The sequence below is a fragment of the Franzmannia pantelleriensis genome (assembly GCF_900102875.1).
Classification (GTDB): domain Bacteria; phylum Pseudomonadota; class Gammaproteobacteria; order Pseudomonadales; family Halomonadaceae; genus Franzmannia; species Franzmannia pantelleriensis.
This window is the reverse complement of sequence record NZ_FNGH01000002.1, coordinates 204,655-222,437: the sequence shown is the minus strand read 5'-3', so window position 1 is coordinate 222,437 and position 17,783 is coordinate 204,655. Positions and strand designations below refer to the sequence as shown.

16 protein-coding genes are annotated in these 17,783 nt (G+C 67.2%); 2 read left to right on the top strand and 14 right to left on the bottom strand.

What is annotated here, in order from left to right; genetic code table 11:
- Positions 1 to 110: 110 nt before the first annotated feature.
- The 10 genes from BLT16_RS03085 to nrdR form a co-directional block, all read right to left on the bottom strand.
- Entirely contained in the window at positions 111 to 785 is a 675-nt protein-coding gene (locus BLT16_RS03085; protein ID WP_089657059.1) for a spermidine synthase, read from the bottom strand.
- A 38-nt stretch (positions 786 to 823) separates the two neighbouring features.
- Positions 824 to 3,250, bottom strand: a complete 2,427-nt coding sequence (lon, locus tag BLT16_RS03080) for an endopeptidase La (RefSeq protein ID WP_089657058.1) — start codon at positions 3,248 to 3,250, stop codon at positions 824 to 826.
- Positions 3,251 to 3,357: 107 nt separating this feature from the next.
- The gene (locus BLT16_RS03075) at positions 3,358 to 4,602 is read right to left on the bottom strand and encodes a DUF945 family protein (protein ID WP_089657057.1); all 1,245 of its coding nucleotides are present in this window, start codon (positions 4,600 to 4,602) and stop codon (positions 3,358 to 3,360) included.
- Between the two features lie 45 nt (positions 4,603 to 4,647).
- A complete protein-coding gene (locus BLT16_RS03070; protein ID WP_089657056.1) occupies positions 4,648 to 5,121 on the bottom strand; it encodes a phosphatidylglycerophosphatase A family protein in 474 nt (157 codons plus the stop codon).
- A complete protein-coding gene (gene thiL / locus BLT16_RS03065; protein WP_089657055.1) occupies positions 5,118 to 6,065 on the bottom strand; it encodes a thiamine-phosphate kinase in 948 nt (315 codons plus the stop codon). The genes BLT16_RS03070 and thiL overlap by 4 nt, the downstream gene beginning before the upstream one ends.
- 13 nt (positions 6,066 to 6,078) lie before the next feature.
- The gene (nusB, locus tag BLT16_RS03060) at positions 6,079 to 6,576 is read right to left on the bottom strand and encodes a transcription antitermination factor NusB (protein WP_089657054.1); all 498 of its coding nucleotides are present in this window, start codon (positions 6,574 to 6,576) and stop codon (positions 6,079 to 6,081) included.
- Complete coding sequence (gene ribH, locus BLT16_RS03055) at positions 6,573 to 7,055, bottom strand: 6,7-dimethyl-8-ribityllumazine synthase (RefSeq protein WP_089657053.1); 483 nt, start codon at positions 7,053 to 7,055, stop codon at positions 6,573 to 6,575. The genes nusB and ribH overlap by 4 nt, the downstream gene beginning before the upstream one ends.
- Positions 7,056 to 7,106: 51 nt before the next feature.
- A complete protein-coding gene (ribBA, locus tag BLT16_RS03050; RefSeq protein ID WP_089657052.1) occupies positions 7,107 to 8,258 on the bottom strand; it encodes a bifunctional 3,4-dihydroxy-2-butanone-4-phosphate synthase/GTP cyclohydrolase II in 1,152 nt (383 codons plus the stop codon).
- A 271-nt stretch (positions 8,259 to 8,529) separates the two neighbouring features.
- Positions 8,530 to 9,660 (bottom strand): bifunctional diaminohydroxyphosphoribosylaminopyrimidine deaminase/5-amino-6-(5-phosphoribosylamino)uracil reductase RibD, encoded by a 1,131-nt coding sequence (gene ribD, locus BLT16_RS03045; RefSeq protein ID WP_089657051.1) that lies wholly within the window; start codon positions 9,658 to 9,660, stop codon positions 8,530 to 8,532.
- An 18-nt stretch (positions 9,661 to 9,678) separates the two neighbouring features.
- Positions 9,679 to 10,158 carry a transcriptional regulator NrdR gene (gene nrdR, locus BLT16_RS03040; RefSeq protein ID WP_089657050.1) on the bottom strand — a complete coding sequence of 160 codons (480 nt, stop codon included), beginning with the start codon at positions 10,156 to 10,158 and terminating at the stop codon, positions 9,679 to 9,681.
- 108 nt (positions 10,159 to 10,266) lie between these two features.
- Between nrdR and BLT16_RS03035 the strand changes: the two genes are divergently transcribed.
- Positions 10,267 to 12,057 carry a sugar phosphorylase gene (locus tag BLT16_RS03035; RefSeq protein ID WP_089657049.1) on the top strand — a complete coding sequence of 597 codons (1,791 nt, stop codon included), beginning with the start codon at positions 10,267 to 10,269 and terminating at the stop codon, positions 12,055 to 12,057.
- On the opposite strand, the gene BLT16_RS03030 is transcribed toward BLT16_RS03035, so the two are convergent.
- Positions 12,047 to 14,236, bottom strand: coding sequence for a heavy metal translocating P-type ATPase (locus BLT16_RS03030; protein ID WP_245701413.1), 2,190 nt, complete (start codon positions 14,234 to 14,236; stop codon positions 12,047 to 12,049). The genes BLT16_RS03035 and BLT16_RS03030 overlap by 11 nt on opposite strands.
- 112 nt (positions 14,237 to 14,348) lie before the next feature.
- On the opposite strand from BLT16_RS03030, the gene dsbG reads away from it, so the two are divergent.
- Positions 14,349 to 15,098, top strand: coding sequence for a thiol:disulfide interchange protein DsbG (gene dsbG / locus BLT16_RS03025; RefSeq protein ID WP_089657048.1), 750 nt, complete (start codon positions 14,349 to 14,351; stop codon positions 15,096 to 15,098).
- Positions 15,099 to 15,111: 13 nt separating this feature from the next.
- On the opposite strand, the gene BLT16_RS03020 is transcribed toward dsbG, so the two are convergent.
- The 3 genes from BLT16_RS03020 to BLT16_RS03010 are packed head-to-tail and all read right to left on the bottom strand — an operon-like array spanning position 15,112 to position 17,779.
- The gene (locus BLT16_RS03020; RefSeq protein WP_089657047.1) at positions 15,112 to 15,516 is read right to left on the bottom strand and encodes a DUF6691 family protein; all 405 of its coding nucleotides are present in this window, start codon (positions 15,514 to 15,516) and stop codon (positions 15,112 to 15,114) included.
- The gene (locus BLT16_RS03015; protein ID WP_089657046.1) at positions 15,513 to 15,986 is read right to left on the bottom strand and encodes a YeeE/YedE family protein; all 474 of its coding nucleotides are present in this window, start codon (positions 15,984 to 15,986) and stop codon (positions 15,513 to 15,515) included. The genes BLT16_RS03020 and BLT16_RS03015 overlap by 4 nt, the downstream gene beginning before the upstream one ends.
- A gap of 26 nt (positions 15,987 to 16,012) precedes the next feature.
- Positions 16,013 to 17,779, bottom strand: coding sequence for a SulP family inorganic anion transporter (locus BLT16_RS03010; RefSeq protein ID WP_089657045.1), 1,767 nt, complete (start codon positions 17,777 to 17,779; stop codon positions 16,013 to 16,015).
- Positions 17,780 to 17,783 lie beyond the last annotated feature (4 nt).

The window sequence follows — 17,783 nt, the reverse complement described above, 5'->3', positions numbered from 1 at the left end:
GGGAATCAATGCGGCAATTTTGTCATGCGCGCCGGAGGCGCGCCACTGCCGCTTAATTCCCTAGCAGCGACGGCTATGATCTGAAAAATCGGCGAGCGAAGGTCAGAGGGCTAGTTACCGAGCCAGATGACGTGGCGAGCCCCCTTCCCCGGCCTATGCGCACGCACCTGGTGCTCCTCGACGCTGAACCCCACCCGCTTGAGACGCTCGCTGAAGCCGGCATCGCGCCCCGCCGACCATACTGCCAGCACACCGTCCGGGCGCAGCGCACGCTGCGCACTTTCCAGGCCCCGCGGTGAATAGACCCGATCGTTGTCCTTACGGGTCATGCCCTCGGGGCCGTTGTCGATATCCAGCATGATGGCATCGAAGCCGCTGGGAGACGCGTGCATCAGCGCCGCCACGTCGCCGACATGGACCCGGGTGCGCGGGTCGTCCAGCGGTCTTCCGGCTGCCTGCCCCAGCGGGCCTTGGTTCCACGCCACCACCTCCGGAACCAGCTCGGCGACTACCACCTCGGCGTCGCGACCCAGCACAGCCAATGCTGCGGCGAGGGTAAACCCCATGCCCAGGCCCCCGACCAGCACCCTTACCCCCGAATGGGCACCAAGTCCCTCACAGGCCAGGTCGGCTAGCGCATCCTCAGAGCCATGCAGGCGGCTGTTCATCAGATCGCCAGGCTGGCCGACGATGCGAATCGAAAACTCGTCATTGCGCTGCAAGAGCCTGAGTTGGGTGCCCTGGCCGGGAATGGCGGCCCGGCCGATTTCTACGAATTTTGCCATGCGATCTCGTCGTATAGGGGTGGGCGCAGTGCGCCCGGTCAGCCGAATACCACCTTGGCCACGTCCTGGTAACGGCTTGCGAAGTGCACCGTCATGCCCTCCTTGAGGAAGTCAGGCAGCTCATTGTAATCGCGACGGTTGGCGTCGGGCAGGATGATCTCGAAGATATCGCTGCGCCGTGCGGCGATTACCTTCTCGCGGATGCCGCCCACCGGCAGCACCTGGCCGGTGAGGGTCAACTCGCCGGTCATTGCCAGCTGACGGTCGATGGCCTGATGGCGCGCCAGCGACAGCAACGCAGTGGTCATGCTGATCCCCGCCGAGGGACCATCCTTGGGCGTGGCACCCTCCGGCACATGCAGGTGGATAAAGGCATCGTTGAAGAAGTCGCCGTCGGCGCCATACTCGCCGAGGTGCCCCTGCACATAGCTGTAGGCGATATTGGCCGACTCCTTCATCACGTCGCCGAGCTGACCGGTAAGCTTGAAGCCACGATCCAGGGCGTGCACCTTACCGGCTTCGATGGGCAGCGTGGCGCCCCCCATCGAGGTCCAGGCCAGCCCGGTGACTACCCCTTCGCCCTTGAGTACCTGCTCCTTGCGGAACAGCGGTGCGCCGAGGAACTCTTCGAGGTTATTGACCGAGACCTTGACCGACTGCTGTCCGTTCTCGAGCAGCTTGACCGCCGCCTTGCGCACGATGCGGTGCAGCTGTTTCTCGAGCTGGCGCACCCCCGCCTCGCGGGCATAGCCCTCTATCACCTGCTTGAGCGCCGCCTCGGTAAGGTTGATGCGCTTCTTGGGGATCTTGTCTCGCTTGAGCAGCTTAGGCCACAGGTGATGCTTGGCGATGGCCAGCTTCTCCTCGGCGATATAGCCGGAAAGACGGATCTGCTCCATGCGGTCGAGCAGCGCCGGCGGAATCGAATCCAGGGTGTTGGCAGTGCACACGAACAACACCTTGGAGAGGTCCATGCGCACGTCGAGGTAGTGATCGAGGAAATCGACGTTCTGCTCGGGGTCGAGCACCTCGAGCAGCGCCGAGGCCGGATCGCCCTGGAAGGACTGGCCCATCTTGTCGATCTCGTCGAGCATGATCACCGGGTTCTCGACTTCGACCTCCTTGATCGCCTGCACCAGCTTGCCGGGCATGGCACCGATATAGGTGCGGCGATGGCCCTTGATCTCGGCCTCATCGCGCATGCCGCCCACCGAGAAGCGATAGAACTCGCGGCCCAGTGCCTCGGCGATGGAGCGACCTACCGAGGTCTTGCCAACCCCGGGCGGACCCACCAGCAGCAGAATCGAGCCGCCGACGTCGCCCTTGAAGGTACCCTCGGCGAGGAACTCGACGATCCGCTCTTTCACATCCGCCAGGCCATCATGATCGCGATCCAGCACCTGGCGGGCATGACTCAGGTCGAGCTGGTCCTGGCTGGTGATCCCCCACGGCAGCGAGGTCAGCCAGTCGAGATAGTTGCGGGTGGTGCCATACTCCGGCGAGCCGGTCTCGAGCACCGAGAGCTTGTCGAGCTCATCGTCGATGCGCGATTGCACCCGCTCGGGTACGTGCAGCTCCGCTAGCCGCTTGCGGAAGGTGTCGACGTCGTTTTCACGGTCGTCCTTGGAGATCCCCAGCTCGCGCTGAATCACCTTGAGCTGCTCGCGCAGGAAGAACTCGCGCTGGCGCTCCTGCATCTGCGCATTGACCTGCTCGCTGATCTCACTCTGCAGCTGGGCGACCTCGATCTCCTTGTGCAGCAACGGCAGTACTTTCTGCATGCGCGCCATCACCGGCAGGGTCTCGAGGATCTCCTGCAGCTCGTGGCCCTTGGCCGAGGTGATGGCCGCGGCAAAGTCCGACAGCGGCCCCGGCTCATGGGGGCTGAAGCGATTGAGATAGTGCTTGAGTTCCTCGCCGTAGAGCGGATTGATCGGCAGCAGGTCCTTGATGCCGTTGATCAGTGCCATGGCATAGGCCCGCGCCTCATCCTCCTCGGCGTCGATCGGCTCCTTCGGGTAGCTGACCTCGACCAGATACGGCGGCGTTTTCGATAGCCAGCGTTGGATCTTGAAGCGGCGCATGCCCTGGGCGATGAACTGAATCTGGTCATCCTCGCCCTGCACCTTGTGCATGCGCACCGCGGTACCGATCTCGGGAAAGTGCTCATGCCCCAGTTCATCGACGCCGGCATCACCGACGAAGGCAAGCCCCACGGAGTGGTGCGGGGTATTGCCGACGCGCTTGATGGTCTCCTCCCAGCGCGGGCGGTGAATCACCAGCGGCTGCACCTGGGCAGGAAAGAACGGCCGATTGTGGATCGGCAGCAGATAGAGTCGCTCGGGCAGGGTATCGCGGGCCGGCACTACGGCCCCGTGGTGATGTGGCTCGCCATCGCCAGACTCGTGGTCATCGCGGGAGGCGGCATCGAAGATTACGTCATGCAGATCGTCGCGTTCGCTCATCATGCATCCTGTTGGCAGCGGTGGGCATTTGCCCCGTTGCCAACAGGAATGCGGGCGCGATGGCCAAACTTCAAGCGTAATCGCTGCTTACGCTGCTGCCTACGGTGCTACCAGAGCGGCGGCAGCGGCTCGCCGTTGAGCGTCAGCTCGCCGGCCTCGATGCGGATCTCAAGATCCTGAGTATCCAGCGGCAGCCCTAGCTGAAGCGCCACGAAACGGGGCAGGTCGCGCCAGACGAAGTGGCCGTCAAGCCGCGCCAGCCAGGGATTGTCGGCAGCAGCCACCTCGAGGTCGGCCAGCGACAGCGCCTCGATCTCCTCGCCGTCGAATACCAGCTCCCCCTCGACAAGCGCCTCGACGCCAAACATCGGGCTCTCAACGCGCAGCGGCTCGAGGGTCAGTCGCGGCGAGTCGACCAGGGTCGCCAGCACCTGGGGCTCCAGGGCCATGGCCAATGCCTCGGCCTCGCGGTCGGTGAGCGGCGCTTGACTGTCGCGGGCGGCCAGCGCCTCACGTAGCTCACGGCTCAGGGTGCGCACGGCATCCGCATTGAGGCGCGACACACCCAGCGCCAGCTCGCCGGACAGCGCCGGCTGCTCGGCCAGGGTCATCTCGCCCAGTGACAGGCGGCCGGCCAGGGTCAGCTCGTCGCTGCCCAGGCGCACCTCGCCGCGATAGCCGAGCGCCTGCAGGGCGACCTCGGGGCCGTTGGCCTGGGTCAGGCGCAGGTACGCAAGCTGCAGCTCATCGCGCTGCAGGAAGTCGTCGTCGCCATAGCGGTAGCGGCTGTCGAGCTGCAGCGGGCCGACCTCGAGCCGCTCGCCGTCGACGCTGAGACGCCACGGCGCCACACTGCCGGTCAGCGTCAGATCACCATGCTCACCGCTGAGGCGCAGCGCCAGTCCTTCGAAGTCGAACTCGCCCTGCTCGTCCGATACCTGGAAGGGCGCCATGTCGAGGCGCCCCTCGAAGGTCTGCGACAGAGTCTCATACTCGCCGTGCCAGCGCGGCGGGCTGGCCGGCAGACGCTCGCCGAACAGGGTGTCGTCGCCACCGTCGAGCTGCAGCTGCAGGTCACCCTCGATGCGGGTGGTCAGCAAGCCATGGCGAGCAACATAGGGCAACGACAGCTGCCAGTCGTCGAGCAGCGCGGTGAGCTGGATCTCGCCTCGCGACACGAACCAGCCGCGCTCGAGCCCATCGCGCTGCACCTGCAGGTCGCCGCGCGCCTCAAGATCCTCGAGGGTACGCGACAGCTCACGTTCGAAGATGGCACTCGAATAGGCCTGGGCGGCCAGGTAACCGGCCCCCAGCAACAACACTACGCTAACTAGCAGGCGTCCCTTGCGCATGACACTCCTCGATTATTTGCCGTGACGGCATGACGGCGATCGCGATCAGTGAAGCCACAACCACAGGTGAATGGTACTCCAAGCATAGATGCCGGCCAGCACGTCATCGATCATGATGCCGAAGCCCCCTGCCACGCGGCGGTCGGCCCAGCGAATCGGCCACGGCTTGAAGACGTCGAATACGCGAAACACGATGAATCCCCATAGCGCCGCCTCCCAGGAGAACGGCACCGCCGCCATGGTAATCCAGTAGCCGACGAATTCGTCCCAGACGATGCCTGAGTGGTCGTGAACGCCGAGGTCTCGAGAGGTCACCTCGCACAGCCACACACCAATGATGAAGGTGGCGAGGATGATCAGCATGTACCAGGAGAGCGGTAGCTCCGACATCAGCCAGTAGAACGGAATTGCCGCCAGGGTACCGAAGGTCCCCGGTGCCCATGGCACGGTTCCGCTACCCAGGCCGAAGGCCAGGAAGTGGGTGGGGCGTCGCCAGACGCTGGCAGGCGCGCGGTTCATGTCTCACCTCGCGGGAAATGCTGCCAGCCGTCGACTGTCGTCACGCCGCGCACTCCCGGCGTGGCACTGCAAGTACCGATCACGGTCAGCACCACACCGATCTCGGCGAGTCGGGCGCGTGCCTGCTCCAGCGCCGCCAGGGGCAGGCTGACCAGCAGCTCGTAGTCGTCGCCGCCGGCCAGCGCCGCCCGGTGAGCGCCCTCCTCGCCCAGCGCCTTGATCAGACCGTCTGCCAGCGGCAGCGCCGCAGCGTCGAGATCGGCACCGACCCCGGAAGCCTCACAGAGGTGACCGAGATCCGGCAACAGGCCATCGGAGAGATCGATTGCCGCACTGGCCAGACCGCGCAGCGCCTGGCCGGCGTCGAGCCGCGGTTGGGGCAGCAGATAGCGCGCCAGCAACGGCCGTGTGAGGTCCCGTTCACCGGCCCGCCAGGCCTTGAGCCCGGCGTTGGCACCGCCCAGCGAGCCTGTGACCGCGAGAGCCTCGCCGGGCCGGGCCGCATCACGCGCCAGCGCCGTACCGCTTGGCACTTCACCGTGTACGGTCACGCTGATCGCCAGCTCGCCGCGGGTCACGTCACCGCCCACCAGCGTCACGCCGCTCTGCTCGCACAGGGCGTGGAAGCCCGCCGCGAATTCAGCCAGCCAGGCGTCATCAACGTCGGGCAGGGACAGCGCCATGAGGCACCAGCGTGGCGTGGCCCCCATCGCGGCAAGGTCACTCAGAGCGACTGCCAGGGCGCGATGACCGATGGCCGACGCTGGGGCATCGGCGGGAAAGTGCACCTCGGCCACCGACGTATCGACGCTGACCGCCAGCTGGCAGCCGGCACTCGGCGTCAGCAGCGCACAATCATCGCCCACGCCAAGCGCCACGCCGTGGGACTCGGCCCGCGGCGAGCGCGCGAAATGACGGGCGATGAGCTCGAATTCGCTAAGCATCTGAATGAGCGACTCAGCGACGCGCGCTGACCTCAGCGTAGCGCAGGCGTGCAGCGAGCTTGTCGAGAATGCCGTTGACGTACTTGTGGCCGTCGGTGGCGCCGAACGACTTGGCCAGTTCGACGCCTTCGTTGATTACCGCACGATAAGGCACGTCGAGGCGACGTGAGAGTTCATAGGTCCCCAGGCGCAGGATGGCGAGCTCGATGGGGTCGAGATCTTCCAGACGACGATCAAGCAGCGGCGCAATGGCCGCATCGAGGTCGTCGCGAAACCGCACCACGTTGTGCAGCAGTTCATGGAATAGCGCCAGGTCGGCGATCTCCATGACCTTGGCCCAGTTCTCGTGGTCCTCGAGGTCGTCGTCGGCGATCTGACTGCGAAACTCGGCTTCCACCGCGGTGATCGACTTACCGGTCATCTGCCACTGGTAGAGTCCCTGCACGGCCAGCTCGCGAGCCGCATGGCGGCCCTGCTGCGCCGCCGAGGGAGCGCGACGCGACTCCTTCATTCATCACCTCCGAAGTGCTTGAGCAGCGAGACCATCTCCATCGCCGCCATGGCCGCTTCGGCGCCCTTGTTGCCGGCCTTGGTGCCGGCGCGCTCGATAGCCTGCTCGATGGAGTTGACGGTCAGCACGCCGTTGGCCACCGGGGTATCGAACTCCAGCTGCAGGTTGCCCAGCGCGGCGTTGCAGCCACCGGCCACGTATTCGAAATGCGGTGTGCCGCCGCGGATCACCGCGCCCAGCGCAATGACTGCATCGGGCTTGGCCACCTTGAGCGCGCGCTTGACCGCCAACGGTAGCTCCCAGGCCCCTGGCACATGGACGATATCGATGTGCTCGGCGTCCACGCCGTGACGCACCAGGCTGTCGACAGCGCCCTCGACCAGGCTGTCCACTACGTGGTGGTTGAAGCGCCCCACCACGATCACGTAGCGGCCATCGACATCGGTGAAATTGCCTTCGACTTGGGAGATCGGTTGCATGCTCTGATTCCTGCTGTAAACGGTAGTGCTGAAATTGAAACCCGCCGGCCCTCAGGGGTCCAGCCGTTCGACCACTTCCAGATCGAAGCCCGATAGCGCCGAGAACTTCCACGGTGAGCTGAGCAGGCGCATCTTGCCAACCCCAAGGTGGCGCAGAATCTGCGAGCCGGTGCCGATGGTCAGATAGTTGCCGGCGCCGTCGGACTCACTGCCGCGGGGCTGGCGACGACGCTCGAGGAAGACCTCGAGGTAGTCGAGAAAGTCCTGGCGCGGCCGGCCATCATTGAGCAGCACGAAGACCCCGGCCTCGGCACGGGCGATTTCCGCGATGGCACCGCTGGCACTCCAGCTGGGCGTATCACCCTTCTGCAGGCACAGCAGGTCACGCATCACGTCGGCCAGGTGCACGCGCACCGTGGTCGGCACCTCCGGTGACGGGCGGCCCTTGACCAGTGCCAGATGGTGGACGCCCTGGATGCCGTCACGGAACACGTGCAGATCGAACTCTCCAGCGCTGGTCTGCACCTGGGTCGACTCGACGTGGTCGATGGTCTGCTCGTTGTGGATACGGTAGTGGATCAGGTCGGCGATGGTACCGATCTTGAGGTCGTGCTCGGCGGCGAAGCGCTCGAGTTCGGGGCGCCGCGCCATGCTGCCATCGTCGTTCATGACTTCGCAGATCACGCCGCTGGGGTCGAGGCCTGCCATGGCCGCCAGGTCGCAGGCCGCCTCGGTATGCCCGGCACGGCGCAGCACGCCGCCGGGCTCGGCCATCAGCGGGAAGATATGCCCTGGCTGGACGATATCCTCGGCTTTGGCATCGCGGGCCACCGCGGCTTGCACGGTGCGCGCGCGGTCGGCGGCGGAAATGCCGGTGGAGACGCCCTCGGCGGCCTCAATGGAGAGCGTGAACTTGGTGCCGAACCCGGAGCCATTGTCGCTGACCATCAGCGGCAGCTTGAGGCGCTGGCAGCGCTCGCGGGTCATCGGCAGGCAAATCAGGCCGCGCGCGTGACGAGCCATGAAGTTGATGTGCTCGGCCTCGACTTTCTCGGCGGCCATGATCACATCGCCCTCGTTCTCGCGATCCTCGTCATCCATCAGGATTACCATCTTGCCCTGACGAATATCGTCGATCAGCTCGGCGATCGAGGCCATGCCAGTCGCCTGGTCGGCGCTGGAATCCTGTGAAGCCTTAGCCATGCAAACTCCAAAATCGCTATGCCCATGGGCGCCGCACGGCGGCGGCGGGTGAACGCTCGGACAGCAACGCCCATTCTGAATCGGCGCTCAGGGTACCTTGGCGCGGCGTCGGGCGCCAGTAGAGAGCAGCGCCCAGGGCCTCTGAGCGAGGACGCCGGGGGCAGGCCGAAGAGAGGGTTTGCGCCATGGATGGCGCAAGGTAGCGCCCAGGGACGGGTTCACAGCGCCCTCTCGGAGGCCTGCCGCCGGGTCAGTTCCGAGCGGTGTTGTGTTAGGCCCGGCGCTGCGGGCGCGCGATGATCCGCCAGTCGCGGCCCACCGCGCGAATATCGAGAATATCCAGGGTGCGCTGCTGGGCCATGGTCTCGAGCCCCGGCAGGCTGAACAGCGGGCGCGCCTCGCCGCCCAGCAGGGTCGGCGCCATAAACAACTGAATCTCATCCACCAGTTCGGCGTCGAGCATCGCCCCGGCCAGGGTCGCGCCGGTCTCCACCAGTACCTCGTTGGCCTGCTCCTGGTTAGCCAGATAGCGCAGCAGCGCTTCCAGATCGACGCGCCCGTGGATATCCGAGGCCAGCACCAGCACCTCGGCCCCCGCCGCCTCGAGACGCGCACGGCGCTCGGCGTCGTGGCTGCAGGTGGCCACCAGGGTGCGGCCCGGCTCGCGCAGGCAGGCCGCCGCCTGGGGCAGCCGCAGCCGCGAGTCGACGATGACTCGCAGCGGCTGGCGCGAGGCGATCGCCTCGGCGTCCTCGAGGTCGAGCTGCGAGGCGCGCACGGTGAGGCGCGAGTTATCGAAGATGATCGACTCGACGCCGCTGATCACCGCGCTGGAGCGCGCACGCAGTCGCTGGACCTCGGTGCGCGCCCGCGGCCCGGTGATCCACTGCGATTCGCCGGAGCGCATCGCCGTGCGCCCGTCGAGGCTGGTCGCCATCTTCAAGCGCACAAAGGGACGCTGCCGGGTCATGCGCAGAATAAAGCCGGGGTTGAGCGCCTGCGCCTGCTCCTCCATTAGCCCGCACGCCACCTCGATACCTGCCTCGCGCATGATCGCCAGGCCGCGCCCGGCGACCTGGGGGTTGGGATCCTGCATCGCCACCACCACGCGCTTGACGCCCGCCGCCACCAGCGCCTCGGCGCAGGGGCCGGTGCGCCCGTGATGCGAGCAGGGCTCCAGGGTCACGTAGGCCGTGGCACCACGAGCGGCGTCGCCCGCCGCGCGCAGTGCATGCACTTCGGCATGCGGCTCACCGGCACGCGCATGGAAGCCCTCGCCGACGATGCGGCGCTGCTTGACCAACACGCAGCCCACACGAGGATTGGGATCGGTAGTGTAAAGGCCGCGCCGCGCCAGGGTCAGGGCGCGGGCCATCCAGGTTTCGGCAGTCGCTTTGGGCATGCGTCGTCCGTGTGCAGATCAAGTATCGTCGTTGGGCGAGAACGAGGGTTCCTGGGCCAGGCGGTCGATCTCGGCGCGAAATTCATCGAGGTCCTGAAAGCGGCGATAGACCGAGGCAAAGCGAATGTAGGCTACCTGGTCGAGACGCTTGAGCGCCTGCATCACCTCTTCACCGACATCCAGCGCCGCCACCTCGCGCTCGCCGCGGGCGCGCAGCCGCTGACGAATACGCTCCACCGCCGCCTCGATCGACTCGGCGCTGACCGGACGCTTCTCAAGCGCGCGCAGCATGCCGGCACGCAGCTTGCGCTCGTCGAAGGTCTCACGGGAACCGTCGGCCTTGACCACCCGCGGCATTACCAACTCGGCGGTTTCGTAAGTCGTGAAACGCTCGCCGCACGCGGCGCACTGGCGGCGACGGCGTACCTGATCGCCTTCGGCGACCAGCCTTGAGTCGGTCACCTTGGTGTCGTGCGTGCCACAGAAGGGACAATGCATGGGGTCAGTTCCGGCGTCGGTGTTGTTTTCAAACAGTTGCCGTAGTGTAAGCGCTTGGCACGCCTTCTGCATTAAGCTGGAGAGAGAAGCCTATCAAGGAGAGATGCCATGAGCTCGCCGACGCCCCCCGCCGCACTCGAGCCCCTCGATGCCGCAGCCTTCACGGCACTGGCCAGCGCCCGCCTTGGCGAGGTCTACGGCCCCCGCGCTGGAGAGGTGCTGCGCCGGCTAACCACCCTACTGGCGCACCATCGTGATGCACTGCGCGCGCGCCCTGGGGCCGGCCGGCCCCTGTGGAGCGAACGCGACCAGTGGCTGATCAGCTACGGCGACACCCTGATCGACGGCGACCGCCCGCCGCTGGAAGTGCTCGACGACTTTCTCGAAAAGCGCCTCGGCGATACCTTCAGCGGCGTGCATGTACTGCCGTTCTTTCCGTGGAGCAGCGACGACGGTTTTTCGGTGATCCACTATCGCGAGGTCAACTCGGCGCTGGGCGACTGGTCGCACATTCAGCGCCTGGCGGGTCACCGCGACCTGATGGTCGACCTGGTAATCAACCACGTTTCCCGCGAATCGCTGTGGTTCGTCGACTACCTGGCCGGCAGCCAGCCGGGGCGCGACTACTTCATCGAAATGGACCCGGATACCGACCTCTCTCAGGTGGTGCGCCCGCGCAATTCACCATTGCTGGTACCGGTGGCCACGCGCCGCGGTACCCGCTACCTGTGGGCGACCTTCTCCGAGGATCAGATCGATCTCAATTTCGCCAATCCCGATGTGCTGCTGGAGTTCATCGGCATCCTGCTGTTCTACGTCGAACAAGGCGCGCGGATCATCCGCCTCGATGCCATCGCCTTCTTGTGGAAGGAGGTCGGTACGCCGTGCATCCACCTGCCCCAGACCCACGCCATCGTGCGTCTGCTGCGCGGCATTCTCGACCATGTGGCACCCGGCACCTTGTTGATCACCGAGACCAACGTGCCACACCGCGAGAATCTCAGCTATTTTGGACTCGAGCGCCTCGAGGAGGGTGCGCTGGAACGCGGCGAGACGCCAGACGAAGCACACCTGGTCTATCAGTTCACCCTGCCGCCGCTGCTGGTCCACACCCTGACCAGCGGCGACGCCAGCACCCTGGCCAGCTGGCTGCGTGGCCTGCCCTCGCTGCCCGCCGGCTGCAGCTATCTCAACTTCACCGCTAGCCACGACGGCATCGGCGTACGCGCCCTGGAAGGCCTGCTGCCCGGGCATGAGGTAGAGGCCCTGCTGGAGCTGATGCACCGCTTCGGCGGTTTCGTGAGCATGAAGGCCAACGCCGACGGCGAGGACTCGCCCTACGAAATCAACATCACCTACTTCGAGGCACTCAAGGGCACCCGCCGCGGCCCTGATCCCTGGCAAATCGAGCGCTTTCTTTGCAGCCAGCACCTGATGCTGGCACTGCAGGGCATTCCTGCGCTCTACCTGCACTCCCTGACCGCCACCCTCAACGACCACGAAGGCATCGAGCGCAGCGGCAGGCTGCGCTCGATCAATCGCCGCCAGTGGGAGATGGAAGTGCTCGACGAGCTGCTCGACAGCCGCAATACGCCGACCCGCGAGGTGTTCCTGGCGCTCAAGCGGCGCCTCGACATTCGCCGCGGCGAGCCCTGCTTTCACCCCGACGCCGAGCAGCAGGTGCTCGACACCCCGGCCAGCCTGCTGGCCATCCAGCGGGGACCACTCAGCGACGGCAGACGCTTGCTGGCGATCTACAACGTCACCGACAAGCGTCAGCCGCTGGCGCTTCAGGCGCTCGCCGAGCACGACTGGCACGACCTGCTCGAAGATGCCGCCTGCCCCACTACACCCACGGAACTGGGGCCTTACCGCAGCCTGTGGCTGGTCAGTCGCTGAGTCCCAGGCGTGCAGCGTTGGCGGTGACCGACAGCGAGCTGGCTGCCATCGCCAACACCGCCACCAGTGGTGGAATCGCGATCCATACCACCAGCCCCAGCGCCACCAGGTTGTAGCCCGCCGACAGCGCCAGGTTCTGGCGCATGATGCGCCGCGCCCGCCGGGCGATCTGCCAGGCCTCCACTACCCCCGCGACGCCCGGCTCGAGCAGTTGCACCGCCGCGCCGTCGCGTGCCGGCTGGCTGGCCCCCAGCGGCGCCATACCGACGTCGGCCGTGGCCAGCGCCAGCACATCGTTGACGCCGTCGCCGACGAACAGCGACGGCCGTGGCAGGCGATCCATCAGCCGTGCCTTGGCCTCCGGCGACTGGCTGGCAAAGCATTCACGGCGGGCAAAACCGGCCGCCTCGCCCACCGCCGCCACCTCGGCGGCGCGATCACCGCTGACCAGCGCCAGCGTCATGCCAGCGCGGCGCAGCTCGGCCAAAGGCGCCAACGCACCGGCATCGGGACAGTCGCGCAGGGTCAGCTCACCGAGCCACTCACCGTCGCGCGCTACCGCCACCCGGCTGCCGGCCTGCGACTCGTCGTTGCTCTCCGTCTGCGCCGGAAGGCCAAGTTCGGCGGCCAGCCAGGCCGGCTCGCCTATCCATAGCCGGGCGCCGTCGGCCAACACCAGCCGGCGCCCGCCGCCTGCCGCCTCGGCGATATCGACCGGCGCCTCCCCCATCGCCAGGCCGCGCTGATCGGCGGCCTGGCGCAGCGCCAGGCCCAGCGGATGCTCGCTGCCCCACTCCGCCTGGGCCGCCAGCCTCAGCAGCATTGGCTCGTCCACTCCCTCGGCCGGGTGGCACGCGGCCAGCTCAGCTTCGCCGCGGGTCAGGGTGCCGGTCTTGTCGAAGGCGGCGCTGCGCACCTGGCCCAATGATTCAAAAGCCGCCAGATCACGGAACACCACCCCATGGCGCAGCGCCTGGCTGCCGGCGGCGAGATTGGCCAGCGGAATCGCCAGCCCCACCGCGCAGGGGCACGCCACCACCAGCACCGAGAGCGCCCGTACCAGCGACTCCTCGACGGTTACGCCGGCCAACAGCAAACCACCGAGGGTCATCACCGCCAGCACCACGGCCAGCGGGCTGAGCCAGGCAGCGAAGCGGTCGGCCAGGCGCTGCAGCTCGCCCTTGCGCGCATGTAGCTCGAGCATCTGGCGATGCAGTCGATCGAGGTAGCCCTCGCCAGCGCGGGCCGTGACCAGCAGCGTGATCGCCTCGCCCAGGTTGCGACTGCCGGCCTGCAGCGCCGCACCGCGCTGGCGACTCACCGCCCGCGCCTCGCCGTTGAGCGGCGACAGGTCGAGCCAGGCCCTGTCGCTCTCCAGCACACCATCAAGCGGCACCAGCTCACCGGCGTCGACGCGAACTCGCTCGCCGAGGGCGACCTCGCCCAGCGCCCGCGGGCGAGGCGTATCGCCGTCCAGCACCTCGACCTCGTGCATGCGAGGATAGAGACGCGATAACTCCCGCAGCCCACGATAGCGGCACAGGGTCTCCACCAGCCGCCCCACCAGCAGCAGCAGGATCAGCATCACCGCGGTATCGAAATAGACCTCCGCCGAGCCGCGCCACAGTAGCCACACCGAGACCAGCACCGCGCCCAGCACCCCCAGGCTGATCAGCGCATCCATGCCCGGGCGCGCGGCGCGCAGGGTACGCCAGCCGGCACGATAGAAGGGCCAGCCGGCATAGCTCACCACCGGCACCGCGAAGGCCCCCGAGACCAGCGCCAGCACGAACTCCAGGTGCGTCCCGGGCAGTGCCCCGGCGTAGATCAACAGCGAGGCAAGCATGGTCCACATGCCAAAGCTGGCGCCCACTGCCAGGCGTAGGGTCAGGCGTCGGCTCTCGGCCTCGAGGCGACTCTCGGCGTCCTGGGCCGCCTCGAGGGGCACCAGCCGATAGCCCAGGCGGCGCACCCGCGGCGCCAGCGTTTCCAGGGCGATCGCCTCGGCGTCGCCGCTGAGGTGCACCGTGGCGGTGGCGTAGTTGACGCTGGCGCGCGTCACACCGCGGTGACGCGCCAGCACGCTCTCCACCGCCTGGGCACAGCTGGTGCACCACATGCCGTGCAGCGAGTAGAGCGCGGTGTCGGCATTGAGTGGCGAATGCGAAGCGTCGGGCATGGCCGTCCTTGGCGAATCGTTCGAGAAGATGCGTCAGCGTACCGCGGCCTAGCCGCTGGGCAGAATGCCCCGGGCATGGCAGTCTGCACGCAGAGACCTACGAGGATGCCTCATGCCCCCGCTTCACGCACGCCTGTCTGCCGTTCTACTCGCCCTGCTGCCCGCCGGCGCCGTGGCCAGCGATTGGCCGGCACCGATCGCCGCTCTGCAAGCCCAGGGCATGACCATCCATGGGGAATTCGAGGCCCTGGGTGGTATGACCGGCTACGCCGGCAGCTATCAGGGCCACGAGCTGGCCGCCTACCTGCTGCCCGACGGCGAGCACGTGATCGTCGGCACCCTGCAGGACGCCGAAGGCAACGACCTGAGCCGGCCAATGCTCGATGAAGTGATTCGCGGCGAGGAGGATGGTGAAAGCTTGGCGATGCTCGAACAGAGCGCCTGGATTGCCGAAGGCGAGGCCGAACGCATCGTCTACGTGTTCACCGACCCCTACTGCCCCTACTGCCAGCGGCTGTTCGACAAGGCACGCCCCTGGGTCGAGGCCGGCGAGGTACAGCTGCGCCACGTGATGGTCGGGCTGATGGAGCGCGACAGCCCGCGCACGGCCATTTCACTGCTGGCCGCCGACGACCCCAGCGCAGCACTGCTCGCCCATCATCGCGGCGAAGAGACGCCACGCCTGGAGACCCTGCCCCGCGACCTGGAGGAGGCGCTGTTCGACAATCACCAACTGATGGAGAGCTTCGGCCTGATGGCCACCCCGAGCATGGTCTACCAGGGCGAACGCGGCCTGCAGATGGCCCACGGCCTACCGGAAGAGGACGAGTTGGAGGCGATCTTCGGCGCGCCGCGTCCCTGATGCAGAGCCCACCTCACGCGATTTTCCGGGCTAGATACCAGCCGGCTGCCATGGCTGCCAGCATGGCGGCCAGCGGCCACGACAGCCCGGCGATGGAGGCCACCGCCGGCCCCGGGCAGTAGCCGGAGAGCCCCCAGCCGATGCCGAATAGCGCCGCCCCGCCGAGTAGCCGGGCATCCAGGTCGCGGCGGGTGGGCAGCTGAAAGCTGGCCTCGAACAGCGGCTTCCCCCGCGCCCACGCCAGCCGATAGCCGACGAAAGTGGTCGCCACCGCGCCACCCAGCACGAACATCAGGGTTGGATCCCAGGCCCCGGCCAGGTCGAGAAAGCCCAATACCCGCGCCGGATCGGTCATCCCGGATATCGCCAGGCCAAGCCCGAACAGCAGCCCGGCAACGTAGCCCGCCAGCGCCTTCATGCCCCACCTCCGATGACATGACGCACCACATAGACGGTCACGATCGCCGCCGCCAGGAAGGTCAGCGTTGCCACCAGTGAGCGCGGCGAGAGCCGCGCCAGGCCGCAGACGCCGTGCCCGCTGGTGCAGCCGCTGCCGAGTCCGGTGCCGACACCCACCAGCAGCCCGGCCAGCAGCATCAGCGCCACGCCGCCGGCGGGCGCGCCGATCACCGCCCCCGTCACGTCGACGGCGTCTCCGGACAGGTTACCGAGCCCGCCGCCCAGCGCCATGACCAGCAGCGGCCCGCTGACCAGGCCGAACAGAAAGGTCAGCCGCCAGGCGCTGTCGCCCTTGGGGCGGGCCCAGACCAGGCTCGACAGGATACCGCTGATGCCCGCGATGCGGCCCATGGCGGCCATCAACCACACCGCCGAGAGGCCGATCAGCACGCCTCCCACCAGCCCCTGCAGACTTGCCATCAGATCCATTCGTCTCTCCTGTTGTGTCTTACGTATTAGCGCTCGTTGAGCGGTGATGCCTCGTTGGCCGCCGGCTGGCGCGGTACCGAGACGGCGTCTCCGTGCAGCGCCCGCCAGGCATCGAAAGTGCTGAGGAAGACCTCGCCGCTCAGCTCGCGGCAGAAGGCGGTGTGCTTGAGGCGGTCCATCACCGGCCCCTTGACCTCGGCCAGATGCAGGGTCACGCCGGCATCCTGCAGCCGGGCATTGATCGCTTCGAGACTCTCCAGCGCCGACGCATCGATCCCGTTGACTGCTTGGCAGGCCAGCACCAGGTGCTCGAGTTCGGGTCGCCGCACGGCGAGCGCCATGACGGTGTCTTCCAGATAGCGGGCGTTGGCGAAGTAGAGGCTCTCGTCGACGCGCAGAATGGCCAGACGCGCGTCGGTTTCGACCCGATGGCGCTGCACGTTGCGAAAGTGCTCGGTGCCCGGCATGCGCCCCACCACGGCGCTATGCGGGCGGCTGGTGCGGTAGAGATGCAGCACCAGCGACAGCCCCACCCCGGCCAGAATGCCGCTCTCGACACCGTGGCCGAGCGTCACGGCGATGGTCGCCAGCATCGCCGTGGCATCGCTTCTCGAGTAGTCCCAGGTGCGCTTGATGGCCGGTACATCGACCAGCGTCAACACCGCCACGATAATCGTGGCCGCCAGGGTGGCGATGGGCAGGTAGGCGATCAGCGGGGTCAGCAGCAGTGCCGCCAGGCCAATGCCCAGCGCAGTGAAGGCGCCGGCCGCCGGGGTCTCGGCGCCGGCGTCGAAGTTGACCACCGAGCGGGCGAAGCCGCCGGTGACGGGCATCCCGCCGGTGAAGGATGCGGCGATATTGGAGGTACCCAACCCGATCAACTCCTGGTCGGGGTCGATGCGCTGCCGGCGCTTGGCGGCCAGGGTCTGGCCCACCGACACCGACTCGACGAAGCCGACCACGCTGATCAACAGCGCGGCCACCAACAGCTGGCCCCACAGGTCGCTGTCGAAGCCCGGAAGCGTCAGCGGCGGCAGGCCCGCCGGCACAGCGCCGACCACGGCGACGCCGCGCTGGTCGAGGCCTAGCCCCCAGGTGGCCAACGTGGTCAGCGCCACGGCAAGCAGCGGTGCCGCCTTGGTCAGCATGTCGGCCGGTCGCGGCGCCATGCCGAGCGCCACCAGAGTCGGCCTGAGCCAGCGCCGCGCCGCACAGAGCAACACCAACACCGCGGCGCCGATCAGCAGGGTCGGCAGGTGAGCGGCCCCAAGCTGACCGGCCAGGCCAACCAAGACTTCCAGCAGATGCTGGCCGCCAGCGTCCACCCCGAGCAGGTGTTGCAGCTGCCCCACGGCGATGATCAGCCCGGTGGCGGTGATAAAGCCGGAAATCACCGGATGGCTGAGGAAGTTGGCCAGAAAGCCCAGCCGCGCCAGTCCCATCAGGGTAAGGATCAGCCCCGACATCAACGCCAGCACCAGCGCCGCACCGAGGTATTCCGGCGAGCCCTGGGAAGCAATCTGGCTGACCGCCGCCGCGGTCATCAGCGACACCACCGCTACCGGCCCCACCGCCAGGGTGCGGCTGGTGCCAAACAGTGCGTAGACCAGCAGCGGTGCGATGCTGGCGTAGAGCCCCACCTCAGGTGGCAGCCCAGCCAGCATGGCATAGGCCAGCGACTGCGGGATCAGCATGATGGTCACGATGACCGCTGCCAGCAGGTCGCTGGCCAGGGTTTCCCTGCCATAACCCGGCAACCACTGCAGGATCGGCAAGTAGCGCTTGGGGTTCACGGGC